General features: G+C 62.1%; 15 protein-coding genes and 1 pseudogene. 3 read left to right on the top strand and 13 right to left on the bottom strand.

The window, feature by feature from the left end:
• Nucleotides 1-2: 2 nt before the first annotated feature.
• From ACYP2Q_RS02505 to ACYP2Q_RS02490, 4 genes are read right to left on the bottom strand one after another with little or no spacing between them, the layout of a single operon-like run.
• Nucleotides 3-1217, bottom strand: coding sequence for a CaiB/BaiF CoA transferase family protein (locus ACYP2Q_RS02505; protein ID WP_459729023.1), 1215 nt, complete (start codon nt 1215-1217; stop codon nt 3-5).
• Nucleotides 1207-2574: an MmgE/PrpD family protein gene (locus ACYP2Q_RS02500; RefSeq protein ID WP_459729022.1), complete on the bottom strand. Its 1368-nt coding sequence runs from the start codon at nt 2572-2574 to the stop codon at nt 1207-1209. The genes ACYP2Q_RS02505 and ACYP2Q_RS02500 overlap by 11 nt, the downstream gene beginning before the upstream one ends.
• A 10-nt stretch (nt 2575-2584) precedes the next feature.
• A complete protein-coding gene (locus tag ACYP2Q_RS02495; RefSeq protein ID WP_459729021.1) occupies nt 2585-3745 on the bottom strand; it encodes an acyl-CoA dehydrogenase family protein in 1161 nt (386 codons plus the stop codon).
• Nucleotides 3742-4623 carry an HTD2 family dehydratase gene (locus tag ACYP2Q_RS02490; protein WP_459729020.1) on the bottom strand — a complete coding sequence of 294 codons (882 nt, stop codon included), beginning with the start codon at nt 4621-4623 and terminating at the stop codon, nt 3742-3744. The genes ACYP2Q_RS02495 and ACYP2Q_RS02490 overlap by 4 nt, the downstream gene beginning before the upstream one ends.
• 338 nt (nt 4624-4961) lie before the next feature.
• On the opposite strand from ACYP2Q_RS02490, the gene ACYP2Q_RS02485 reads away from it, so the two are divergent.
• Nucleotides 4962-5702 carry a helix-turn-helix transcriptional regulator gene (locus ACYP2Q_RS02485; RefSeq protein ID WP_459729019.1) on the top strand — a complete coding sequence of 247 codons (741 nt, stop codon included), beginning with the start codon at nt 4962-4964 and terminating at the stop codon, nt 5700-5702.
• Nucleotides 5703-6552: 850 nt separating this feature from the next.
• Here ACYP2Q_RS02485 and ACYP2Q_RS02480 read toward each other — a convergent pair.
• Both ACYP2Q_RS02480 and ACYP2Q_RS02475 read right to left on the bottom strand, forming a co-directional pair.
• Entirely contained in the window at nt 6553-7920 is a 1368-nt protein-coding gene (locus ACYP2Q_RS02480; protein ID WP_459729018.1) for a DUF1329 domain-containing protein, read from the bottom strand.
• Nucleotides 7921-7946: 26 nt separating this feature from the next.
• Entirely contained in the window at nt 7947-9854 is a 1908-nt protein-coding gene (locus ACYP2Q_RS02475; RefSeq protein ID WP_459729017.1) for a DUF1302 domain-containing protein, read from the bottom strand.
• A 474-nt stretch (nt 9855-10328) separates the two neighbouring features.
• Here ACYP2Q_RS02475 and ACYP2Q_RS02470 point away from each other — a divergent pair, with 474 nt between their 5' ends.
• Complete coding sequence (locus tag ACYP2Q_RS02470; protein WP_459729016.1) at nt 10329-12836, top strand: LuxR C-terminal-related transcriptional regulator; 2508 nt, start codon at nt 10329-10331, stop codon at nt 12834-12836.
• A 54-nt stretch (nt 12837-12890) separates the two neighbouring features.
• Here the strand turns inward: ACYP2Q_RS02470 and ACYP2Q_RS02465 are convergent.
• Nucleotides 12891-13901, bottom strand: a pseudogene (locus ACYP2Q_RS02465) (LuxR C-terminal-related transcriptional regulator); the annotation flags it as partial.
• Nucleotides 13902-14012: 111 nt separating this feature from the next.
• A complete protein-coding gene (locus tag ACYP2Q_RS02460; protein ID WP_459729015.1) occupies nt 14013-15128 on the bottom strand; it encodes a CaiB/BaiF CoA transferase family protein in 1116 nt (371 codons plus the stop codon).
• Between the two features lie 161 nt (nt 15129-15289).
• On the opposite strand from ACYP2Q_RS02460, the gene ACYP2Q_RS02455 reads away from it, so the two are divergent.
• Nucleotides 15290-17002 carry a hypothetical protein gene (locus ACYP2Q_RS02455; RefSeq protein ID WP_459729014.1) on the top strand — a complete coding sequence of 571 codons (1713 nt, stop codon included), beginning with the start codon at nt 15290-15292 and terminating at the stop codon, nt 17000-17002.
• 262 nt (nt 17003-17264) lie between these two features.
• On the opposite strand, the gene ACYP2Q_RS02450 is transcribed toward ACYP2Q_RS02455, so the two are convergent.
• The 5 genes from ACYP2Q_RS02450 to ACYP2Q_RS02430 all read right to left on the bottom strand — a co-directional run bounded on the left by ACYP2Q_RS02450 (nt 17265) and on the right by ACYP2Q_RS02430 (nt 24658).
• Nucleotides 17265-18452, bottom strand: coding sequence for a lipid-transfer protein (locus ACYP2Q_RS02450; RefSeq protein WP_459729013.1), 1188 nt, complete (start codon nt 18450-18452; stop codon nt 17265-17267).
• Nucleotides 18453-18535: 83 nt separating this feature from the next.
• The gene (locus tag ACYP2Q_RS02445; RefSeq protein WP_459729012.1) at nt 18536-19903 is read right to left on the bottom strand and encodes a DUF1329 domain-containing protein; all 1368 of its coding nucleotides are present in this window, start codon (nt 19901-19903) and stop codon (nt 18536-18538) included.
• A 25-nt stretch (nt 19904-19928) separates the two neighbouring features.
• Nucleotides 19929-21749 carry a DUF1302 domain-containing protein gene (locus ACYP2Q_RS02440; protein WP_459729011.1) on the bottom strand — a complete coding sequence of 607 codons (1821 nt, stop codon included), beginning with the start codon at nt 21747-21749 and terminating at the stop codon, nt 19929-19931.
• Nucleotides 21750-21859: 110 nt separating this feature from the next.
• Complete coding sequence (locus ACYP2Q_RS02435; protein ID WP_459729010.1) at nt 21860-23425, bottom strand: long-chain-fatty-acid--CoA ligase; 1566 nt, start codon at nt 23423-23425, stop codon at nt 21860-21862.
• A 90-nt stretch (nt 23426-23515) separates the two neighbouring features.
• Nucleotides 23516-24658, bottom strand: a complete 1143-nt coding sequence (locus tag ACYP2Q_RS02430; RefSeq protein ID WP_459729009.1) for an acyl-CoA dehydrogenase family protein — start codon at nt 24656-24658, stop codon at nt 23516-23518.
• Nucleotides 24659-24673: the final 15 nt, after the last annotated feature.

Raw genomic sequence — 24673 nt, 5'->3', positions numbered from 1 at the left:
CCTCAACCATTCTGGACAATGCCTGTTTCGCTCAGGCGCTGAATATCCATGGCGCTGTAGCCCAATTCGGCCAGTAGCGTGTTGCTGTGCTGACCCAACCCCGGTACGGCCGCCATGCGCGGTGAAAATGCGTTGCTGCTGGCCGGCGGCAACAGCGTCGGCAGAATGCCCACCGGGCTGGCGACTTCTGTCCAGCGACCTCGCGCCTTGAGCTGCGGATGTTCCCAGACGCCGGACATGTCGTTGACCTGGGCGTTGGCGATTTGCGCGGCATCGAGCCTTTCGATGACGGTGGCGGCATCCAGTTGGGCAAACACTTCGACAATGATCGCGCGCAAGGCCTGACGGTTGTCCGAGCGTTTGAAGTTGGCGCTGAAGCGTTCGTCGTCGATCAACTCCGGACGCTGAAGCACCAACTCGCAAAACTGCACCCATTCTCGTTCGTTTTGCAGGCCGATCATGACCGTGCCGCCATCGCCTGAAGGGAATGGTCCATAGGGATAAATCGTCGCGTGGGACGCTCCCGTGCGCTGCGGTGGCGCGGCGTCCTCGAAGGCGTAGTACATCGGGAAGCCCATCCATTCCACCAGGCTTTCCAGCATCGAAATCTCGACACGACTGCCCTGCCCGGTCTTGCCGCGCAGCAGGAGCGCCGAGAGAATGCCGGTGTAGGCGTACATGCCGGCCGAAATGTCGGCGATCGAACAACCGGCCTTGGCCATGCCCTCCTCCGCGGCGTTACCGGTCACGGACAGAAAGCCGCTTTCGCTCTGGATCAGCAGGTCATAGGCCTTCTTGTCTTCGTAGGTGCCGCCTTCGCCATAACCGGAAATGTCGCAGACAATCAGTCGTGGATAGTCTTTGTGCAACGTCTCGAACGACAGCCCCATCCGCGCGGCGGCGCCCGGTGCAAGGTTCTGTACCAGCACGTCGGCCTGTTGCAATAGCTGGTCGAGAATGACCTGGGCTTCTTGCTGCTTGAGATCAAGTGCGATGCTTTCCTTGGAGCGATTGGTCCAGACGAAATGCGAGGCCATGCCACGCACGCGCTGATCATAGCCACGGGCAAAGTCACCGCTGCCAGGACGCTCGACCTTGATCACCCGTGCGCCCAGATCCGCCAGTTGCCGCGTGCAGAACGGCGCGGCAATGGCATGTTCGAGGCTGATCACGGTAATACCGTCCAGCGGCCGCGGGTTGCCTTGTTCATTGCTCATGGATGTTCTCCATCAAACCCTTCAGGTCCAGTGCATCGCGCAGCCCCCAGACACGGGTGATCAGTACCCCGGCCTGATCACCATTCAACCGGCCGGCAAACGCCAGCAAGCGGCGGAACTTGTCTTCCAGTTCGGCGCGCGACAGCGTGTTGTCCGGGTCGCCCTTGGGCGAATCGATGGCCCCGCGCAGCACGCGACCGTCGGTGGTGTGCACCTCGACACGTCCCAGCCAGCGCCGGGGGTAGGCGCCATCCACTTCTGCGTCCAGTTGCATCAGCACTTTGCCGCGAAACTCGCTGACCGCCGGGTCGGTCAAGGCCAGTTGCTCGAACTCCGGCAAGCCGGCCTTGCCATGCACCGCTATAAGCCCGAGCACGGTACCCATGGAAAACTTCGCCTGGTGCACGCTCTGCGGCACCGTGACCCGACCCAACACGTCGATGGCGCCCTGATGCACGCGGGTAACGACCCTGGCGATCTGCTGATGCTGCAAGCGCTCGGTTTGCATCAGCGCCAGCAACGCATCGGCGGCGGGATGGGTGTGGCGACACGAAGCATGGAACTTGAAGGAGGTTTCCAGCAGTGCCCAGCGGCTGCCGAGGCGATCGGACAGGCACTGTGGCTGCGCATCGCTGGACATGCCGGCGGCCATGCCCTGCTCGCCCTCGAGGATGTCGCGCGCCCCGGTCAGGCCGTCGCGGGTCAGGTACGCCGCCAGCAATCCATCGGCCGCGGCCTTGGCGGTGTGCAACTGCTTGGAATCCGCCGCATCGCGCAGAAACTCCCAGAGCCCGGCGGCCTGGGTGCCGGCGGTGCCGAGCAGGTTGATGAAGTGTTCTTCGTCAAAGCCCATCAGTTTGCCAACCGCCACCGCGGCGGCCAGGGTGCCGACGGTCGCAGTCGTATGGAAAATCCGGTAATGGGAGCGGCCGAGGAATTCACCGATGCGGATGCCGGCTTCATAACCGGCCACGGCGGCCAGCAACAGCTCGGCACCGGACTTGCCCAGGTCCTGGGCGGCGGCCAGCACGGCAGGAAAGACCACGGTGGCCGGGTGCAGCACGGAACTGTTGTGCAGGTCGTCCTGCTCGACCAGGTGCGAGGAAGCACCATTGACCAGCGCGGCGAAGTACGCCGAGGTGCCAAGGCCATTGACCAGCAGGGTGGCCGGGCCGTTGGCCGGGCCCATGGTCGCGGCGTAGCGCTCGAATAGCGGGATCGGGTGCGCGCCCTGGCTGGCCAGCGCGGAGCCCAGCCAGTCGAGGAACAGGTCTTCGGTGCGGGCAACCACCGCTTGCGGCAAATCTGCATGGCTCAGGCGGGCGAGAAAGGTCGCCAGCGTACGGGTATGGCTCATCGATGTTTCCTTAGAAGCTGCGTGGCAGTTCGAGCAGGTGCTCGGCGACGTAGGACAGGATCAAGTTGGTGGAGATGGGAGCCACCTGGTACAGGCGCGTCTCGCGGAATTTGCGCTCTACGTCGTATTCGCAGGCAAAACCGAAACCGCCGTGGGTTTGCAGGCAGGCGTTGGCCGCCTCCCACGAGGCCTTGGCGGCCAGGTACTTGGCCATGTTGGCGCTGGCACCGGCGTTCACCCCGCTGTCGTATTCAGCGCAGGCACGCCAGCGCATCAGGTCCGCGGCTTCGATTTCGATGTGAGCCTCGGCAATCGGGAATTGCACGCCCTGGTTCTGGCCGATAGGACGGCCGAAGACCACGCGATCGCGGGCATAGGCGCTGGCTTTCTCGATGAACCAGCGTCCGTCGCCAATGCATTCCGCGGCGATCAGGGTGCGCTCGGCATTCAAGCCATCGAGGATGTACTTGAAGCCCTTGCCCTCCTCGCCAATCAGGCTGTCGGCAGGAATCTCCAGGTTGTCGAAGAACAACTCGTTGGTCTCGTGATTGACCATGTTGGCGATGGGCTGCACGGTCAGGCCATTGCCGATCGCTTCACGCAGATCCACGAGGAAAATCGACATGCCCTCGGACTTTTTCTTCACCTCGGCCAAGGGTGTGGTGCGAGCCAACAGGATCATCAGGTCGGAATGCTGGATGCGCGAGATCCACACCTTCTGGCCGTTGATCACGTACTTGTCGCCCTTGCGCACGGCACTGGTCTTGATCTTGGTGGTGTCGGTGCCGGTGGTTGGCTCGGTCACGCCCATCGATTGCAGGCGCAGTTCGCCGCTGGCCAGCTTCGGCAGGTAGTAGCTTTTCTGCGCCTCACTGCCGTTTCGCAGCAGGGTGAACATGTTGTACATCTGCCCATGCACGGTACCGGAGTTGCCGCCGCAGCGGTTCACTTCCTCCAGGATCACCGAGGCTTCGGCCAGGCCCAGGCCCGAGCCGCCATATTGCACCGGGATCATCGCGGCCAGCCAACCGGCCTTGGTCAATGCCTCGACGAAGGCTTCCGGGAAGCCTTTTTGCTCATCGATCCCACGCCAGTAGGCGGCATCGAATTCAGCGCACAACGCGCGTACACCTTCACGGATCACATTGAGTTCGTCACTGTTGGGGTTCATCGGATGTCCTCGATTGTTGTTAGGGGGCTGCCAGGAGAAGGCAGGTCGAAAATCAATTCGGCGCGCTGGGCGATTCCGCCGTTGTCGCCGGCCCAGAGCTCGGCCCTGCCGGGGGCATACAGGCGTCCACCGACCACGAAGGGCTGCGGCGAGATCAACGGTCGGATGCCGCGATAGTCAAAGCGCCGGATTCGCGCCTGCGGGTGGGCTCGGCGGAAGGCGTGCAGGTTGAGCGTGGCAATCAACGGCCCCTGCACCACCAGGCCGGGATAACCCTCGGCTTCGGTGACATAGGGCCAGTCGTAGTGGATGCGATGGCCGTTGAAGGTCACGGCGCTGTAGCGAAACAGCAGGGTCGGGCTGGGCGTTATCGATTCTTGCCAACCGGCCAGGGGCAAGGCTTCGCCACTGGTAAGCCTGGGTGGGGTCGGGTCGCGATAGACGATGTCCTGCTCCTCGCGAATCGCCAGGCGCCCGTCCTGCGTGTAGTCGTGACGCAGGGTCGCGAACAGCAACGAACCGCTGCGTCCGGATTTTTCCTCGATATTGAGGACGCTGGTGGTGCGTGTTGCCTGGGCATCCACCTGCAGAGCCTCGAAGAATTCAACGCGTCCACCCGCCCACATCCGATGGCGATTGTGGGTCGGTGGCAGGAGGTCGCTGTGGGCCGGGTGACCGTCGTGGCCGAGCCCGGTCTCTTCTACCGCGGGCTGAAAGAATGCCCAGTGCCAGAGCGCGGGCAATGGCTGGCCCGGATCAGGGGCGACATCACCCAGGGTTGCGGCGATGCGCTTGACCAGGCCCGAACTCAAATGCTCGGTGGTGTGCTCGCTGCGCCCGATCCAGGCGGCGTAAGGGGAATCACTCGGGGAGGTCATGCACAAAATCCTGTCTGGGGCGCGTGGGACCCATGCTCGGATGTTTGCTGGTCCCGGCAGAACTCCCCGCATTGGGGGGCATCGGTTCCGTGGGAGCTGGCTTGCCAGCGATGGCGGCGTGTCAGTCGACATCCATGCCGGATATCAGATCGTTTTCGCTGGCAAGCCAGCTCCTACAAGGTTCTTTGCCGGGGCGACGGTCGAAGGAGTGAAGCCTGGGATGAAGTTGACGGCGTTCGAAGGAACGTGCGCTGGAGGGAGATTGTCACCGGCGATTTTGCTACTCCCCGACGGCCAGGAAACAGAGGATCTTGTATGGATTTAGCGAGATCACTGTCATGCCTGGCCTGTTGCGCGAAACTCTCGCCGCCCTGGCGCTTTATGAACGCGGTGAACTGCATGAGGCCGGGCAGCGACTGGCAGCTATCCTGCCCCAAGCCCGGCAGATCGGCGCAGCCGATACCCTGATCATCAGCCACGTGCTGATGGCTCGCCTGGCCCTGGTACGTGGCGAGCGAGAAACCTGGTTGCGCCACTTGATCGAGCTTGAACGGTTCGGGCAACAATCGGGCTGCGCGCAGGCCCAGTGCGCGGCCTGGCTGGAACGCAGCCGGGTGGCGACCCTGAACAACCAGCTGGATGTCGCGCAGGTGGCATTGCAAACAGCGCAAAGCATCGGCGGCCGACGGTCTTCCAAATTGGCAATGGAACAGGACGGTCTCAAGCACCCTCGCTTGGCCATGCAGACACTCGACCGCGCCCTACGTTTGGCGGGCGATGGCGGTTTCTTGCAGTGTTTGATTGACGAAGGTGAGCCCTTGGCGGCGCTGTTGCGACGTTGGGTCGGGCAGCGATGCGCGCATTCCGATAGGACCATCGCCCCCATAACCCTGACCACAAGGGAAATACAGGTATTGCATCTGTTGGCCGCCGGGCATCGCAACCGTATCATCGCCCAGAAATTGTTCCTCAGCGAATGCACGGTCAAGACTCACCTGCACAAAATCAACGTCAAGCTCGGTGCCCGCAGCCGCACCCAGGCCCTGGCCATTGCCCGCGCCCGGGGCTGGCTGGATTGACCGATCTCAACCCCTGCGGCAGCTCCAGGGGTTCTTTGCCGGGCATGGCATTTGTGTGCGACCCCGATCAACTGTAGGAGCTGGCTTGCCAGCGATGGCGGCGGGTCAGTCGACATCAATGCCGGCTGTTAGACCGCTTTCGCTGGCAAGCCAGCTCCTACAGGGGTTCTTTGCCGGGCATGGCATTTGTGTGCGACCCCGATTAACTGTAGGAGCTGGCTTGCCAGCGATGGCGCCTGGTCAGGCGACATCGATGTTGGATGTCAGACCGCTTTCGCTGGCAAGCCAGCTCCTACAGGGGGTCTTTGCCGGGCATGGCATTTGTGTACGACGCCGATCAACTGTAGGAGCTGGCTTGCCAGCGATGGCGCCTGGTCAGTCGACATCGATGTTGGATGTCAGACCGCTTTCGCTGGCAAGCCAGCTCCTACAGGGGTTCTTTGCCGGGCATGGCATTTGTGTGCGACGCCGATCAATTGTAGGAGCTGGCTTGCCAGCGATGGCGCCGGGTCAGTCGACATCGATGTTGGATGTCAGACCGCTTTCGCTGGCAAGCCAGCTCCTACAGGGGGTCTTTGCCGGGCATGGCATTTGTGTGCGACCCGATCAACTGTAGGAGCTGGCTTGCCAGCGAAGGCGCCAGGTCAGTCGACATCGATGTTGGATGTCAGACCGCTTTCGCTGGCAAGCCAGCTCCTACAGGGGTTCTTTGCCGGGCATGGCATTTGTGTGCGACCCCGATCAACTGTAGGAGCTGGCTTGCCAGCGATGGCGCCGGGTCAGTCGACATCGATGTTGGATGTCAGACCGCTTTCGCTGGCAAGCCAGCTCCAGGGGGTTGCGATGAGGATTAGCGAATACCGGCGTTACGCAGCGCCGCCGGGGTGAAGTCGGCCATGGAGGGCTTATAGCTGTAGTCTGTGCCGCGCTTGTTTTCGTTGCCCAGGTTCGACACCAGGTAACGCCCGGCGATCAGGTCATAGATGCCGATCCCGGCGTAGACTGCCACGCCTTGCTGGTAATCGTTGACCAGATGCCCCTCGCTGACCCGCCACAGTTGACCGCGACCGTCGTACTGGTCGATTTCCACCGCTGCCCAGGTGTCCTCGTCGAAGTACATATGACGCTTGGCGTAGATGTGGCGCTCACCCGGGCGCAACGTGCCCTCCACTTCCCACACCCGATGCAGCTCGTAGCGGGTCAGGTCCTGGTTGATATGACCGGGCTTGATGATGTCGGCGTACTTGAGCTTCGGCGATTGCAGCAGGTAGTTGTTGTACGGGATGTACATCTCCTTTTTGCCGATCAGCTTCCAGTCATAACGATCCGGCGCGCCGTTGTACATGTCGGCGTTGTCCGCCACGCGCATGCCGTCGGCGGCGGTACCCGGGCCGTCATAGGCCACTTGCGGGGCTCGGCGCACACGGCGCTGGCCGGCATTGTAGGCCCAGGCCATGCGCGGTTCCTTGACCTGGTCGAGGGTCTCGTGGATCAGCAGCACACTGCCCGCCATCCGTGCCGGCGCGGTCACCGTCTGCTTGGCGAAGAACAGAATGTTGGCGGTGTCCTCGGGCTTGACGTCGACCATTTTCCACGGCAAACCCGCCGCGATTTCGATGTCGACGATGGTGTAGTCGCCGTTGGTTTGCGGCGTGGCCTGAGCCTGGCGGTTGATGAAGTTGGTACCTCGTGAACGGGTCAGGTGGTTCCACACCACCTCCAGGCCATTCTTGGGAATCGGGAACGCGTAGTAGTGCGATTGTTCGAAGTTCTTCAGTGCGTAACCGCCATTGGCCGCCTCGGTGGTCACCGCGCTTTTCTTCGCCGCGTCGTAGACCTCCTGGGGCGCCGATGCCGTGCGCTGGGTCTTGTATACCGCAATCCTGTAGGTGTCCGGATAACGCACGAACATTGCCTGTTGCCCAGGGGTGAGCTTGTCCTTGTACTGCGCGGCATTGGCGGCGGTGATGACGAACTGCGGCTTTTCCCCTTCGAACGGGTTGCCGAGAAAGTCGTTGGTCATCGCCGCGGCGCCGGGTTTCAGGCCACCGGTCCAGGCGGGTATGGTGCCGCTGGCATTGCCGGCCTTTTCCCCGCCCAGGGGCGTCAGGCTGGTGCCCAGTTTGGCCGCTTCCTGCTCGGACACAGCGGCCAGAATGCTGGTGGATAACAGGCTCAGCGCCAGGGTGCCGCATGCAACAAGAATGATTTTTTTCATGGTCTCGATCCTTTGCTGTCGGGCTATCAGAAGTTCACTCCGAGGCTGAGCGCAACGTAGTCGCGGTCGCCGTTGGTATTGAAATGGCCGCCGAAGAAATCCGTGTAGCTGAGGCTGGCGGTGTAGAGGTTGGCGTAGTCGGCATCGACCCCGACGCTGATCGCCTTGAGGCCTTCCTCGAAGTTCGGGCCGTTACCCTCGACGTCATGGGACCAGGCGATGTTCGGCGCCAGGTTCACCCCGGCAAACACGTTCGGATAGTCGAGTCGGCCGCGCAGGCGATAGCCCCAGGAATCAGAGGTGTAGAAACCGTGGCTGTTGCATTCCTGTTGCGGGTTGCTCGGCCGGGTCACTCCGGCTGCCGCACCTGGTACCTGGCTAGGCGCACCGGCGCAGGTTTGCGCACCGGTGGGGCCGGCCCCCGCGCCCGTCGCCAGTTCGCCTGCGCCGAAAATCGTGCTGCGACCAAAGCGCAGGTCGCTGCCGTCGGCGTCGCCCAGGCCGTTGATGCGGTTGTAACCCACCTCGCCCACCAGGGTCAGGCGACTGGCACCCATCACCTGATCGAAGAAACGCGTGGCGCTCAATTGGGTTTGCAGCACCGGCATCCGCACATAGCCGTCCAATGGTGTACCGGCGACGTTCTGCGAGAGCCCCGCGACAAACGACGGTGAGTTCTTGTTACCCGTGGCCGCCAGGTTGAGGTCGGCACCGTTGAGTTGCAGCGGCATGTTTGGCCGGTAGCTGACCTCCCCCCCCAGCGAGGTGCCGAGGACGTTGGTCGCGAAGCTCAAGCCGTACAGGCGAATGTCCTCGGGGTAAACCACGTGGTACGTCGCGGTGCGGATCGAGTTGATCGCCCCTGGCACGGTCGCCAGACCGGCGCCGGTATTGGTGGTGACGGTGGCGCGGGTGAAGTCGAGGTTGGGGTTACGGCTGTGGTAGTTGAGGAAGTAGGCGCCGAATTCGGTGTCGTTCAAGTCCGGCGCGAACCAGCGCAACGCCACGCCGAACTGGCCGCTGTCGCGGGCATCCTTGGTCTTGGTGCGGGTCACGTAGGCATCATCCACGCCACCGCCCTGCGCTCCGGTACCGGCGACTGCCAACCCGGACTTGGTGTTGGTGCCCACGCCCGGCGGCAGGTCGAGGCCGGCAATCACGGCGCGGTCATTGCAGCCTTCTGGCGTTACGTCGTTGCCGAAGAAGGTGCCGCAATTGTCGATCACCGACGGCGCCCATTCGATCTGATAGAAGGCTTCGGCGGTGACGTTTTCCGTCAGTCCCTGGGACACGTACAGCATGTTGACCGGGATCAGTCCTTCTTTTACTTCCGCGCCCGGACGGCGCAAGGCAGCGACGTCGATCGGGTTGATGCTGTTGATCGAGTTGCCGATGAAGGTACTTTCGCCCCAGCTCACCACCTGCTTGCCCAGGCGCACGTTGCCCTGCAATTCGTCGATCGTGTAGTTGTGGTAGACGAAGCTGTCGAGGAACATCGCGCCGGATGATTTCGCGGCACGTTGGCGCCCGTGATCGTCGATGTCGTAGAACGGACGGCTCTCGTCCATCAACTCGAAGTCGTACCAATACTTGCCGCGCACAAACGCGCCGCTGTCGCCGTATTTCAGTTCCAGGTCGTGCACGCCCTTGAAGATCTTCGAGAAGGTTTCACCCTTCTTGAAATTCAGGCGGTTGTCATCGTTGGTCCGCGACGAGGCGCCCCCCCGAACGCCCTGGGAGTTGAAGTTGGAGATGAAATCCGGATCCGGCCCGCGCACCGCCCAACTGGCCCCCACCGATAGCGATGAATCGAAACTGCCTTCAATCTCACCCATATCGAAATTTACAGCGCAAGCCTGCGCGCTAATCCCCAGTGCAACGGCTGCTGCCAGCAGGTGCGGTTGAAAGATTGCGCACTTTGTTGTTTTTGTCATGCGGCTCCCCGAACTACGGTTTGTGTTGGAGCGCCAACAGTAGGGACTGTGCCATCACCGTGACATTCCCTGATGGGGTGATTTCGGGTTACCCGTTTGGGTGATTAGGGGGTTGGGGTCGATACGGGAAGTAACGCAGTCCAGGGTTGCGCTGCGGGGCCTGGGTTGCACCCCGATCACTGTGGGAGCGAGCCTGCTCGCGATGGTCGTCAACGATAACGCGCAGGGGCTGGATGAACGCGGTGGCTGGACGTTTTTCGCGAGCAGGCTCGCTCCCACAGTGGATCGGGTACAGGCGTGAGAGATGAGTCGGCTGTCAGGCCGTCATCGCCAGCAAGCCGGCTCCTACAGCCGCCATGGCAGGCAAGGGGCCGAGCACTCTTTTCAACCGAAAAGGGTATTGCCGGCGATGGCCAGCCTGCGGATGCTGTGGACCGAACGCAAGAGCATCGCCCAAAGGCCCGGGAGAACGACATGTCGCAGTCCCTTTCACCCCCCTCTCTTGAAGCCTGCAAACCGGTCAGCCCGAGCGTCGAAATACCCACGCCCTCCACGCGATGGTTGCCGCGCCAACATCTCACAGCGCAGTTGCTGGAAAAACCGCAACGACTGCGCCTGCTCTGCGCACCGGCAGGTTATGGCAAGACCTCGTTGATCAGACAATGCATGACCCGCCCCGTACCGGCACCGCGAATCCTGCAATTGAATCTGGCGGGACAACCCCTGACCCTGGCCCGGTTTTGCACACGCATCGCCGAGCAGTTAGGCGACCTGGCGCAGCCCGTCAATACGGCGGTCGCATTGCTCAAATGGGCTGAAGGATTGCAAGAACCTTGCACCCTGATCCTTGACGATTACCCGGCAAGGGCCGATACCGAACTCGATGCCTGGATCGACCACCTGCTGCTGCATTCCCCCGCCGCCATTGAATTGTGGGTCAGTTGCCGACAACGCCCGGCCTGGAACCTGCCGCGCCTGATGCTCGAGGGTGAACTGCTGGAGCTCGATAGCCGGGCGCTGGCCTTTTCCCGTCAGGAGTCCGACGATCTGGTGCGCCGGTTCGCCCCGACAATCGGCGATGCCGGCTGCGAGGCGATCTGGCAGCAGGCGGCGGGTTGGTGCGCGGGCACACGTCTGCTGGTCAACTCGGCAACTGGCGCACGAGCCATGCTGTACGACTACCTGGAACGTGAACTGCTGGCACAGCTGGATGCAGAGCAATGCAGCCTGCTATGCGCCCTGGCCTATTTGCCACGGTTTAGCGAAACCCTGTGCGCCGAGCTGTGGGAGGAGCACCACGACACGTCATCCCTGCGCGAAATGCTGCGCGCCCATACGTTCTTCCAGCCGCTGGACAGTGAGGGTAAATGGTATTGCATCCTGCCGGCCGTGGCGCAGGCCCTGCAGGGAAGAATCGACCTCAACCCACTCAATCGCCTGCGCCTGCGTGCCTGCCGGGGCTTGAGTGCGGCGGGCTTCATCGAAGATGCCATTGACCTGGCGTTCAGTGCCGGCCGCGCCGATGTGGCCGCCAATTACATGGCCACCCTCAATCCGGGCTGGCTGTTGGCCGGGCGCAATCTGCCACGCCTGCTCGACTGGCAGGCGCGCTTGCCTGCCGGCTTGCGGACCAGCACGCCGCAACTGGTGGTCCTCAATGCCTGCGCGCTGATGATGAACATCCGCCTGGATGAAGCGCAGGTTTGCCTCGCGCAATTGAACCGCTTCCTGCCACAACCTACCGCCGAACAGAACCGACGCCTGCTGGCACGCTGGCAAGCCTTGTGGGGCGCCATCAACGGCCTGCAGGGCCACTGCACGCTGGCCACCGAGCACTGCCAGGCGGCACTCAATGACTTGGGCGACGATGAACGACACATGTCGTTCGTCTGCACGGTCATCCTTGCGCGCCTGGCCATGAGCAGCGGCGAAACCGCCCAGGCCCAGCAGATCCTGATGCTCGCCGTCGAACAGGCCCGCCGCCAGGGTTGCCTGGTCCGGGAAGTACAGGTCAACATCCAGCGCATCTGCCTGATGATTCTGTGCGGTGAGAGCGATCTGGCCGACCGCCTGTTGCAGCACAACCTGTCATTGTTACAGGCCGACGGAAACCGGCATGTGATGTTGCTTGGACGCTTGCGGGTGTTGCAGGGCAAGCTGCATTTGCAGCGCGTAGAACTTGATGAATGCGAGCGCCTCCTGCACCAGGCCATGCAACTGGCCGGCGGCCACCACCTGTCCACCCTTCAAGCCCTGATGGGCCTGTCGCAAGTGTCCGCCTGCCGTGGCGATTTCCAACAGGCCTGCGCTTTCCTGCAGGACGCCGAGCGCCATATGCAATGCGCCAATGTCCAGGAAAGCAGCTATCGCGCGGTGCTCAACCTGCAGACGCTGAGCGTATTGATTCTTCAACAGAACTGGAAACAGGCCCTGCTCATGGCGCAGATGACCGAGCACTATCTTCGCGGCTCTGCCGCACGGCTGACCAGCGTGCAGGTGCCGTCGTTGCCGGTGCACAGTCAGCTGCTACTGGCCATTGTCGAACAGGCCGTGGGGCAAACCCGGGATGCCTGCAGGCGCCTGGAAACCGCACTGCGCGAATGCCAGCGCCTCAACTTTCATGGGCTTGAAACCAAGGCGTTGCGCCTGTTGCAACACTTCTCCCAGGACGCAGGCGCGGCCCGACCGACCCTCCCGTCGAGGGTAAACGCCGGCACCTTCAACCTGGTGGTCAGCGAAGCCCGGTTGGCCCCGCCGAGTAAACCCATGGAAGACAGCAAGCGCGATAACCGGCTCACGAGCCGGGAGATGGCGGTGCTGGAATTACTCGCCGAAGGCTTTTCAAACCGTGAGATCAGCGAGCGCCTGTACATCTCGACCAATACGGTCAAGGCACACATCAAGCACATCAACGAAAAACTCGGCGTCACCCGGCGCGCCCAGGCCGTGATGCGGGCCAGGGCGACCGGTGTGCTGCTGTGAGTCAAAGGCTTCGGTCGGGCAATCCAGCAACCCCCGCGCCCTGGCGATAGCGACAGCTTGCGCCTGGCCATGGGCGTGAAGCTTGCGATAGAGATTGCGCAGATGGGCCTTTACCGTGTGCGCGGAAAGCTGCAAGTGCCCGGCAACTGAGCTGATCGGGTGGCCGCGGGCAACCAGACGAATAACCTGACACTCACGCTCGGTCAGCGCCGGGCTTTGCATGGTCTCTACCCTGTTTTCTGACCTGGACAGCGTGCCATTGCGGTCTGCAAAGCGCTTGAGCAGGTCATCGACGAATCCCTGAACAGGCTTTGAGGGCGTGCGGCGATGCAGCAACGCAGCCAGACGGGGGCCCTCTTCGACAAAGGTGCTGCGCCAGCCCTCCTCGCTGGCCCACGGCAACACCCCGGACAACTGCGCCATCGCCGCATCGTGTCGTCCCATGCCCTCGAGGGCCATGGCCAACAGCAAGCGCAGCTTGAGCGTGCGGCGCAAACGGCCGCACTGCCGTGCGTGCCGAATGTCTGGTTGCAGCGCTGCAATGGCCTGGTCGAAACGGCCCTGGGCGATGTGCAGGCGCACGTGGGCGATGGTTGGGGTATCGACGTCGTTGGCGAGGTAAAACCGCTCCGTATCGGCCCACTCGCCATATCTGTCCACATGAGCGAGCGCTTGCACCGCCGCTTCGGCGCGACCGTCCAGCGTCGCGACACGGGCGCGCTCGATCCACACGCAACACTGGATACGATGGCAAGCCTTGTCCCGCCCGATCTGCTCGAGTACGGCGAGGTGACGGTGGCTGATCGACTGTTCACCCCGGCACCAGGCGATGCGCGCCATGAGCATATGCCTGAGGATCAAGGCATCCACTGGACAGTCGTCAGGCATGCATGTAAGCACGCGCTGCGCTTGCGCAAGCTCGCCACTCTCATAGAGCACCAGGGCGCGAACACTGTCGGGTTGCGTGCCGGCCGGGGCAAAACACTCCAGGCGCAGGCGCGCCGTCGCCAGGCATCCCTGAGTCAGGTCGATGAGGCTTTCCAGCGCTGTCGCCGCGCAGGCCATGCCATCCACACCCTGCCCGATTCCCTGGGACAGCCTGCGCCTTGCCTCGTCGAACCGAACGAGGGCGATCAGGCGCCAGGCCGCCCGCAGGGTGATGGTGACGTCCAGACGTTACGGTTTCCAGAGCGCCGCAAGATCGCCGGCGTCGAGTGCGGTCATGATCCCTGCCGTGTGCTCGCCACGGACCGGGATCGAACCTGGCACCTCGACCCGACCATCGAACCGTGGCGCGGGGCTGGTTTGCAACAAGCCGTCGCGTTCGAAGTACACGCCCCGCTCCACCATATGCGGGTGCTGCGAGGCCTCGCGGGGACTCAGGACCGGGGCGAAACACGCGTCGGTGCCTTCGAGCAGGTCGCACCAGTGTTCGCGTGGCTGGCTGGCAAACACCTCGGCCAGCAGGCCGCGCAGTTCCTCCCAGCGGTTCATGTCCCACTGTTTGGCGAAGCGCGGGTCATCCTCAAGGCCCAGCTTGTTCAGCAACAGTGCATAAAATTGCGACTCCATCGAGCCCAAGGCCACGTACTGGTCGTCGGCGCAGCGATAGGTGGCATAAAAATGCGAGCCGTCGTGCACGCTCTTGCCGCGCTGTTCCTTGAGCAATCCGCGGCCCTGCAGCGACAGCATCAGCTGCATCATGTGCGCCGAGCCGTCGACGATGGCCGCATCGACCACCGTGCCCTTGCCGGTCTGCCGCGCATTGAGCACACCGGCCAGGATGCCGATCGTCAGGTACAGCGCACCCCCACCGATATCACCGATCAGGGTGATGGGAGACGACGGCGCTTCGTTGGCGGTGCCGCTGTGATAAAGCGCACCCGACAGGGCAATGTAATTGTTGTCATGGCCGGCGACACTGGCCATCGGACCGTCCTGTCCCCAACCGGTCATGCGACCGTAGACCAGGCGCGGATTTCGCGCCTGGCAGTCCTGCGGACCCAGGCCCAGGCGCTCCATGACGCCGGGGCGCATGCCTTCGATCAGGACGTCGGCGCTTTCGATCAGTTTCAGGACCAGATCGCGGCCTTCCGGGCTTTTCAGGTCAGCGACCACCGAACGCTTGCCGCGGTGAATCGGGTTGGCCGGCGCCTTGCCCGTCATGCCGATCGGCAGCGGGTTTTCCCGTTCGACCGCGATCACATCCGCGCCCAGGTCCGCCAGGTGCATGGCACAAAACGGCCCTGGGCCGATCCCGCAAATTTCTACGATCTTGATACCTGAAAGCATCTGCTTTCCTCCGGGTTGCCACTGCGCTTTGAATGGTGGACACGCTAGCAAAGCCCGCCGCGAAGCGTGGCCCCCCGCTACGGGTGGCTCGGGAGTGAACCCCGGATGGTTACTCTAAGACTTCATCCTCAAGCCATAACAACAATAGAAAGGAAGAACACATGTTTGCTCTACGTTCGCACTGGACACTGCTGGCGGGCCTGCTGACTGTTCCGACGCTGGCCCTGGCCCAGGTCGCACCGGCCAACCCTTATCTGGCGCAGTCCTACAACAACCAGACCCATTGGAACGATGGGGCTTCGGACAGCACTGACATCGCCGTGCCGCGCGGTGCGTACAAAATGACCCCGGACGCCTACCGTGTAGTGCCCAATGAGTCGGGCAGCCTGGTGCAGTACAGCGACAAGGTCGGCGATACCGACCTGTACTGGTTCTGGGCTGGTTTTTCGCTGCGCAAGGTGAAGATCGAGAACGACTTCAAGTTCACCGAAGTGGCCCGCGTCGACCTGCCGGTCAAGTTGCCCAATTACCAGCCGATCACCCCTGAGCAACGCCTGGAGCAAGCCGCGCAGACCCGTAAATTTCTCGAGGCCAAGGACGAGAAAGGTTTGCTCGATTACATGAATGCGCAACCCAACCGCATGCTGACCGGCACCACCGACCAACTGTTGGGCGGCGCGATCTATTCACTGCTGACCCGCGACGATGCCTTCATTGGCGCCAGTGCCCGCCGGGTGTTCCGCATTGACCAGAACGATCACAAGGATCCGACGTCCGGCATGAAACTCACCCAAGAGGTTCAACTGCCGGATGAACTGTTCAACAATGAAAAGACCAAGATTGGCGTCGGCGTGCCGATGGACACCACCTTTGGCATGGGCATGACCCCCAATGGCTTCCTGGTGGTCAACACCATGGGCGGGACCGTGGCCACCCTCGACCGCACCACACTGAAACTGATCGACAGCTACCGCGTGGAAGGCAGCGACGAATTGTTCCTCAACTCCTTCGCCACCGGCCCGGAAGTCGATGGCGGCGCGGTGTATGTCGCGTCCAACCAGAACATGTACCGCCTGGTGGTCGACAAACAGGGCAAGATCCACGCCGACGAAGCCAGCGGTGCCTGGAAGGCCCCTTACGAGCGCGGGCCACGCTTCACTTCGATCAAGATTGCCGACGGCACCGGCTCCACACCGACCCTGATGGGCTACGGTCCGGACGAAGACAAACTGGTGGTGTTCACCGACGGCGCGAAAAAGATGAACATCGTCGCCATGTGGCGCGACAAGATCCCGGCCGGCTGGAAGCAGAAGCCCGGCACTTCGTCACCGCGAGTGGCTGACCAGCGTGTCGTCGACATGGGCCCGAACGTGCCTACCGTGCAATCGGAACAATCGGTGGCGGTGTATGACGGCCACGCGTTCGTGGTGAACAACATCCCTGCCGTGGAGAAACCGGTGCTGGCCAAGTCCGGCTACTACGTGACCATGCTCAACGGCATGACCCGCCCTGCCCCGAGCGGCGTGGCGATGTTCAAGTGGGACAATGCCAAGGACCAGTGGAACACCTTGTGGACCCGTGACGACGTGGGTTCGATCTCGATCGTGCCGATGATCAGCGGTGGTAGCCGCATGGCGTTGATCAACGGTTTCTACGCCGGCCGCCTGGGTGAAGGCTTCCACATCGGCATGGACCTGGACACCGGCAAGACCGTACTGGAAATTGCCACCGGCAGCGACCCTGTGTTCAACGGCATGTACGCGCCGATGAAGGTCGATAAGCAGGGCCGCCTGATGTATGGCATGGCCTTCGGCATGGTGCTGATGGACACCAACCGCATGCAGAAAGTCGAACAGGTCGCCAAGAGCGAGTAAGCGTCCATGAAGGGATGTTGTTGACGTTCATCGCGTTCCTTCAGCAAGCGACGCCGGCCCTTCTCTGAGGGGTCGGCGTTTTTTTATGCAAGCAACATATCTCTGCGTACCTCCAGACGGCCCGAGCAATCGTTAACCTCCATCGCGAGCAAGCTCGCTCCTACAGATGTCCTGTGTGCCCATTACTGGCGGTATAAAAAAACCGGGCGCGTGGCCCGGCGAAACAAGGAGCTTCGATTGGCGGCATGCGCCGCCGGATGGATCAGGCGCGACCGTAGAGGGTCACCACACACGCGCCACCCAGGCCCAGGTTATGTGCCAGGGCCAGCTTGACGCCTTCGACCTGGCGCTTGTCGGCGTTGCCTCGCAGCTGTTGGGTCAGCTCGTAGCATTGCGCCAGGCCGGTCGCTCCCAGTGGGTGTCCCTTGGACAGCAGGCCGCCGGACGGGTTGGTCACCACCTGGCCGCCGTAGGTGTTGTTGCCGTCGAGGATGAACTGCTCGGCGCAGCCGACATCGCACAGGCCCAGGGATTCATAGGTCAGCAGCTCGTTATGGGCAAAGCAGTCGTGCATTTCGGCGACGCGGATGTCCTGCGGGTCGACGCCCGCCTTCTCGTAGACCTCCCTGGCAGCCCGCTGCGCCATGTCGAAACCGACCACTTCAATCATCGAACGGCTTTCGAAGCACACCGGTTTGTCGGTGGTCAACGATTGCGCGAGGATCACCACGTCCGTGCGCAGACCATGTTTTTTCGCGAACGCTTCGGAGCAGATGATCGCAGCCGCCGCGCCGCACGTTGGCGGGCAAGCCATCAGGCGGGTCATCACCCCCGGCCACATCACCATGTCGTTCATCACGTCTTCGGTGGTCACGACCTTGCGGAACAACGCCAGAGGGTTGTTGGCGGCGTGGCGGCTGGCCTTCGCGCGGATCGCGGCGAAGGTGCTCATCTGCGTACCGTACTTTTGCATGTGTTCGCGACCCGCTCCGCCGAACATCCGCAGCGCGCTGGGGATTTCAATATCGGCGGTCAGCTCGTCGATCACCGACTGGGTCATGTGCGTGGTGGCACGTGGGCGATCGTCCCAGTTGCCTTTCAGGGCGCCGGGTTGCATCTGCTCGAAACCGAATGCCAAGGCGCATTCGACTGCCCCGCTTTCCACGGCCTGACGCGCCAGGAACAGGGCACTGGAACCGGTGGCGCAGTTGTTGTTGACGTTGATTACCGGGATGCCGCTCATGCCCACTTCATAGAGCGCGGCCTGGCCGCTGGTGGAATCGCCATAAACGTAGCCGGCATAGGCCTGTTGGACCAGTCGGTAGTCCACGCCAGCGTCTTGCAGCGCCAGGCGAATGGCCTGGGAACCCATTTCAATGTAAGTACCGCTGGTACCAGGTTTGACGAACGGAATCATGCCGACGCCGACAACGTAAGGTTTTTGCGACATTGCTTCTCTCCATATTCAGTGAACGGGACGCAGGGGGAAGCCGTTCGCCCCCACCGAGGGCGAACAGCGATGGTTCGATTGGCTTAGCGAATACCGGCGTTACGCAGCGCGGCCGGGGTGAAATCGCCCATGGTCGGTTGATAGGCGTAATCGGTGCCGCGCTTGTTCTCGTTGCCCAGGTTGGACACCAGGTAGCGGCCTGCCATCAGGTCGTACACACCCATCGCGGCATACACGGCGACGCCCTGCTGGTAATCGTTGACCAGATAACCTTCGCTGACCCGCCACAGCTGGCCGCGACCGTCGTACTGGTCGATTTCCACCGCAGCCCAGGTGTCCTCGTCGAAATACATGTGACGCTTGGCGTAGATATGCCGCTGACCAGGCTTGAGCGTGCCCTCCACTTCCCATACCCGGTGCAGTTCATAGCGCGTCAGGTCCTGATTGATGTGGCCTGGCTTGATGATGTCGGCGTATTTCAACTTCGGCGACTGCAGCAGGTAGTTGTTGTAAGGCACGTACACCTCTTTTTTGCCGATCAACTTCCAGTCGTAGCGATCCGGCGCGCCGTTGTACATGTCGGCATTGTCGGCCACGCGCAGCCCATCGGAGGCGGTGCCCGGACCGTCATAAGCCACTTGCGGAGCCCGGCGTACGCGGCGCTGGCCGGCATTGTAGGCCCAGGCCATGCGCGGTTCCTTGACCTGGTCGAGGGTCTCGTGGATCAGCAGCACACTGCCCGCCATCCGCGCCGGTGCGGTCACGGTCTGCTTGACATAGAACAGGATGTTGGCGGCGTCCTCCGGCTTGGCATCGGCCATTTTCCACGGCAGTCCCGTGGCCATTTCGATGTCGACGATGGTGTAGTCACCGTTGACCTGCGGCGTGGCCTGGGCCTGGCGGTTGATGAAGTTGGTGCCCCGCGAGCGGGTCAGGTGGTTCCACACCACTTCCAGGCCGGTTTTCGGAATTGGAAAGGCGTAGTAACGCGACTGCTCGAAGTTCTTCAACGAGTAGCCGTCGTTGGTCGCCTCGGTGGTCACCGCGCTTTTCTTCACCGCGTCGTAGACCTCCTGAGGCGCAGCCGCGGTGCGCTGGGTCTTGTACACCGGGATCTTGTAGGTGTCGGGGTAGCGCTGGAACATCGCCAGTTGCCCGGCGGTCAGCTTGTCCTTGTATTGCGCGGCATTGGCGGCGGTGATCACGAACTGCGGCTTTTCCCCTTCGAAGGGGTTGCCGAGAAAGTCGTTGGTCAGTGGCGCGGCGCCGGGCTTGAGGCCACCGGTCCAGGCGGGAATGGTACCGCTGGCATTACCGGCCTTTTCACCGCCCAAAGGTGTCAGCGTGGTGCCCAGTTGCGCCGCTTCCTGGGGAGAAACGGCGGCCATCACGCTGGAAGCGATAAGGCTCAGGGTCAAGGTGCAGGCTTTAATCAGAGTGCTTGATTGCATTTTTATTTTCTCCGTCTGACCCGTGTCAGAAGTTCACGCCGAAGCTGAGGGCGACGTAGTCGCGATCAGTGTTGGTATTCCACTTGCCACCGAAGTAATCGGTGTAACTGAGGCTCGCGGTGTAGGTGTTCATGTAGTCGGCATCCACGCCCAGGCTGATGGCCTTGTCGCCTTCCTCGAAGTTGGGACCCACACCATTGACGTCATGGGACCAGGCCAGGTTGGGCGAGAGGTTGATGCCGGCAATCACGTTGGGGTATTCGAGCTTGCCGCGCAGGCGGTAGCCCCAGGAATCGCTGGTATAGAAACCGTGGCTGTTGCATTCCTGTTGCGGGTTACTCGGGCGGGTGACGCCAGGCTGGCCGGGCACCGGTGTGGCCTGGCCGACGCAGACGGCCTGGTTGACCAACTCGCCCGCGCCGAACGCGGTGTTGCGACCGAAACGTTCCTCGCTACCATCGCTTGCGCCCAGGCCATTGATGTGGTTGTAGCCCACCTCGCCCACCAGGGTCAGGCGCTCGGAACCCAGTACCTGGTCGAAGAACCGGGTGGCGCTCATCTGCGCCTGCAGCACCGGCATCCGCTTGTAGCCCTCGACGCTGGCTCCGGCGACATTGGCGGACTGGCCACTGACGAACAGCGGCGAAGCGGCGTTGCCCACGGCCGCCAGGTTGATGTCGGCGCCGTTGAGGTTCAACGGCATGTTCGGCCGAAAGCTCACCTCGCCGCCCAGCGAAGTACCCATTGCGTTGGTGGCGAAACTCAAGCCATACAGGCGCACATCTTCGGGGTAGACCACGTTATAACTGGCGCTGCGAATCGCCGTCACCGCGTTGGCGGTGTTGGTCGCGCGGGTAAAGTTCAGGCTCGGGTTGCGGCTGTGATAGTTCATGGCGTAGGCGCCGAACTCGGTGTCGTTGAGTTCTGGTGCGTACCAGCGCAAGGCCAGGCCGAACTGGCCACTGTCCCGGGCGTCCTTGGTCTTGGTGCGCGGGATGTAGGCGTCATCCGCAAGACCTGGCGCCCCGGTGTTGTTGGCAACGCCCGGTGCCAGGTCCAGGCCCGCCAGCACGGCGCGGTCGTTGCAGCCTTCGGGCGTGACGTCGTTGCCGAAGAAGGTGCCGCAGTTGTCGATCACCGACGGCGCCCATTCGATCTGATAGAAGGCTTCGGCGGTGACGTTTTCCGTCAGCCCCTGGGACACGTACAGCATGTTCACCGGGATCAACCCTTCCTTGACCTCGGCCCCCGGACGGCGCAGCGCAGCGACGTCGATTGGGTTGATGCTGTTGATCGAGTTGCCGATAAAGGTGCTTTCACCCCAGCTCACCACCTGCTTGCCCAGGCGCACGTTGCCCTGCAATTCGTCGATCGTGTAGTTGTGGTAGACGAAGCTGTCGAGGAACATCGCACCGGATGATTTCGCGGCACGTTGGCGGCCGTGATCGTCGATGTCGTAGAACGGACGGCTCTCGTCCATCAGTTCGAAGTCGTACCAGTATTTGCCGCGCACAAACGCGCCGCTGTCGCCGTATTTCAGTTCCAGGTCGTGCACGCCCTTGAAGATCTTCGAGAAGGTTTCACCCTTCTTGAAGTTCAAGCGGTTGTCATCGTTGGTGCGCGACGATGCATCGCCCCGCACGCCCTGGGAGTTGAAGTTGGAGATGAAATCCGGGTCCGGTCCGCGCACAGCCCAACTGGCGCCAACCGATAGCGCCGAATCGAAACTGCCTTCGATTTCACCGATGCTGAAATCCTTGGCAAAAGCCTGTGGGGTGACTGCCGCAGCGACGGCCACTGCCAGCAGGTTTGGGTAGCAAGCTCTACGCAATCTCGTAATGCTCATGCGTCCTCCGATTGAATTGACACAAGGTGACCCGTGCGCACCGGTGGATGCGCTTGAGTTCCTGGCGTTGGAAATAAGATGCGCGGCCGCAATGACCGCGCGACACTGGTTCAGGCGATCCCGCGTTGCTGGTTTTCCCAGAAGGGTTTGCGCAGTTCGGTCTTCAGCACTTTGCCGACGCTGGTCAGCGGCAGTGCTTCGCGAAACTCGACGCTGCGCGGCACTTTGTAGCCGGCGATCCGGTCGCGGCAGTGGGCAATGATTTCTTCGCTGCTGGCCTTGATGCCAGGCTTGAGAATGATCACCGCATGCACGGTCTCACCCCACCTCTGGCAGGGAATGCCGATCACAGCGCTTTGTGCCACGGCGGGATGGCTGCCGATGGCCGCTTCAACTTCCCCGCAGTAGACGTTTTCGCCGCCACTGACCACCATGTCCTTGAGACGGTCGCAGATGTAGATGAAACCGTCCTCGTCCATGTAGCCGCCGTCACCGGTGTGCATCCAGCCGCCGCGCAGCGCCTCGGCAGTGGCCTCGGGTTTTTTCCAGTAACCGAGCATCACGTTCGGGCCGCGCACGATGATTTCGCCCACGGTGCCGCGCGGTACTTCGTTGTCGTTGGCGTCCACGACACGTATTTCCACGCAGTGCACCGGCAGGCCAGCCGAGTACATCTTGCCGCTCGCCTGGTGCTCCGGGCTGTGATACTCGCTGTCGAGGAGCGCCGCTGCCGGGGAGAGTTCGGTCATGCCGTAGCCTTGGGAGAAATCGGCATCGGTGAATACTGCTCGTGCCCGGTCCAGCAACGCTGGGGTAATGGTGGAAGCGCCGTAGATGATGCGATTGAGCGAACTCAGATCCAGATCCCGACCCTGTGCCTGATGCCAGTCCAGCAGCATCTGGATCATGGTTGGCGCGAGCAGCACCTCATTGGCTTTCTCCTGGTCTATGGCCTGCAGAACGCCTTGCGCGGTAAACGTCTGCAAGACCGCATGGGTCGCGCCACTGATGAAACAGGACGTCATCGCTGCGAAGTCCGCCAGGTGAAACATGGGCATCGCGTGGAGGAATGTCGTCCCCGGCTTGCAACGTCCGGCAATCAAGGAGTTCATCGCCGAGAAACCAACGTTGTTATGGCTGAGCATCACGCCCTTAGGCTGGCCGGTGGTGCCGCCGGTGTAGAAAATGCCCAGCAAGGCATCACCGCTGCGGCGCGCATCTTCCACCGGCTCGCTGATTTCGATCAGGGTTTCGTAGTTGAGCATCCCCGGTGGTGTTTCGCCGTCACCGGCGTAGATCACCACACGCACGGTTTTTGCCTGTTCGCGCACCTTGGCGCCCAGTGCCTTGTGGTGATCGTCGACGATAAGCACCGTGGTTTCGGAGTCGTCCAGCGAATAGACGATTTCCGCCAGGCTCCAGCGAAAGTTCACCGGATTGACCACGGCATCGGCCCACGGCACAGCCTGGTAATACTCGACGAAGCGTTGCGAGTTGTACGACAGCATGGCCACGCGATCGCCACTGCCGACACCCAGGCCTTTCAATGCACCGGCCAGGCGTGCGACGCGATCACCGAACTCGGCGTAGGTGATGCTGTGGCCGCCCTGAGAGCGGATGGCCACGGCATTGGGACGTTGCTGCAGATGACGGTGCAGCCCTTGAGTGATGTACATGAAAACTCCAAATTGCTTTTTTATTATTCAATCGATTTGGAACTATCGACGTGGCTGTCGTGCCGACCACAGACGGGTTCGGCCCTGTTGTCACAGCGAACGCGCAACAACCTCGCGCTGAATCTCGTTGGAACCGCCGTAGATGCGTGCCACCCGCGCATCGGCCCACATGCGGCCAATCGGATACTCGTTCATGTAGCCGTAGCCACCGAACAGTTGCAGGCAGCGATCAAGCACTTCGCCCTGGCGTTCGGTCAGCCAGAACTTGCCCATCGACGCCAGGGTGGTGTCGAGGGTGCCGTCGATCCAGCGCTGGATGATCAGGTCGACGAAGGTCCTGGCCGCCATGACCGTCGCCTTGGCGTCCGCCAGCACGAAGCGGCTGTTCTGGAAGTCGATTACCGGTTTGCCGAAGGCCTTGCGATCCTTGGTGTACTCCACGGTCAGGCGCAGGGCGCGCTCCATTACCGCCACAGCGCCGACGCCGATCTGCGCCCGCTCGTAAGGCAGCTGGCTCATCAGGGTGTAGAACCCTTGCCCTTCCACTTCGCCAAGCAGGCAATCGGCTGGCACTTCAACGTCGTCGAAGAACATTTCCGAGGTGTCCTGGGCGTGCATGCCGACTTTGCTCAGCAGCTTGCCGCGACGGAAACCCGGGGTGTTGGTGTCGACCATGAACAGCGAAACACCCTTGGCGCCCTGGGTGATGTCGGTCTTGGCGATCACCAGCACCATGTCGCAGGTCTGGCCATTGCTGATGAAGGTCTTGGCGCCATTGATGACGTACTTGTCGCCCTGCTTCACGGCACGGGTGCGCACCGATTGCAGGTCGGAACCAGCACCGGGTTCAGTCATGGCGATGGCGCAGATGATCTCGCCGGAACCGATTTTTGGCAGCCAGTGCTTCTTCTGTGCTTCAGTGCCGGATTCGAGGATGTAGTGCGCGACGATGTGGCTCAGGCCAAGGCCCAGGCCGCCGCCGAAGGTGCTCATCGCATTGACCACGCACACGTAGTGGCCGATGTCGCCACCCGCACCGCCGTATTCTTGCGAGACATCCGGAAGGATCAGGCCCAGTTCACCCGCCTTGAGCCACGCGCTACGATCGGCGCAGTGCTGCTCACGCCACTTCAGTTCATTGGGCTCCATGTATTCCTTGCCGAAGCGCATGACCATGTCGTTGAACGACTCCAGGTCCTCGGTCATCCACGGGGAGCGGTAATTTTCCAGCATTGCAAACACCTCAAG

It is taken from the genome of Pseudomonas sp. MHK4 (genome assembly GCF_054600775.1).
The sequence above is the reverse complement of the archived record's forward strand: the minus strand, read 5'-3'. Positions and strand labels throughout refer to the sequence as shown.

Bases quoted from the DNA above. Each gene is read 5' to 3' on its own strand.
- ACYP2Q_RS02505 (WP_459729023.1), bottom strand. From the start codon at position 1,217: ATGAGCAATGAACAAGGCAACCCGCGGCCGCTGGACGGTATTACCGTG.
- ACYP2Q_RS02500 (WP_459729022.1), bottom strand. From the start codon at position 2,574: ATGAGCCATACCCGTACGCTGGCGACCTTTCTCGCCCGCCTGAGCCAT.
- ACYP2Q_RS02495 (WP_459729021.1), bottom strand. From the start codon at position 3,745: ATGAACCCCAACAGTGACGAACTCAATGTGATCCGTGAAGGTGTACGC.
- ACYP2Q_RS02490 (WP_459729020.1), bottom strand. From the start codon at position 4,623: ATGACCTCCCCGAGTGATTCCCCTTACGCCGCCTGGATCGGGCGCAGC.
- ACYP2Q_RS02485 (WP_459729019.1), top strand. From the start codon at position 4,962: ATGCCTGGCCTGTTGCGCGAAACTCTCGCCGCCCTGGCGCTTTATGAA.
- ACYP2Q_RS02480 (WP_459729018.1), bottom strand. From the start codon at position 7,920: ATGAAAAAAATCATTCTTGTTGCATGCGGCACCCTGGCGCTGAGCCTG.
- ACYP2Q_RS02475 (WP_459729017.1), bottom strand. From the start codon at position 9,854: ATGACAAAAACAACAAAGTGCGCAATCTTTCAACCGCACCTGCTGGCA.
- ACYP2Q_RS02470 (WP_459729016.1), top strand. From the start codon at position 10,329: ATGTCGCAGTCCCTTTCACCCCCCTCTCTTGAAGCCTGCAAACCGGTC.
- ACYP2Q_RS02460 (WP_459729015.1), bottom strand. From the start codon at position 15,128: ATGCTTTCAGGTATCAAGATCGTAGAAATTTGCGGGATCGGCCCAGGG.
- ACYP2Q_RS02455 (WP_459729014.1), top strand. From the start codon at position 15,290: ATGTTTGCTCTACGTTCGCACTGGACACTGCTGGCGGGCCTGCTGACT.
- ACYP2Q_RS02450 (WP_459729013.1), bottom strand. From the start codon at position 18,452: ATGTCGCAAAAACCTTACGTTGTCGGCGTCGGCATGATTCCGTTCGTC.
- ACYP2Q_RS02445 (WP_459729012.1), bottom strand. From the start codon at position 19,903: ATGCAATCAAGCACTCTGATTAAAGCCTGCACCTTGACCCTGAGCCTT.
- ACYP2Q_RS02440 (WP_459729011.1), bottom strand. From the start codon at position 21,749: ATGAGCATTACGAGATTGCGTAGAGCTTGCTACCCAAACCTGCTGGCA.
- ACYP2Q_RS02435 (WP_459729010.1), bottom strand. From the start codon at position 23,425: ATGTACATCACTCAAGGGCTGCACCGTCATCTGCAGCAACGTCCCAAT.
- ACYP2Q_RS02430 (WP_459729009.1), bottom strand. From the start codon at position 24,658: ATGCTGGAAAATTACCGCTCCCCGTGGATGACCGAGGACCTGGAGTCG.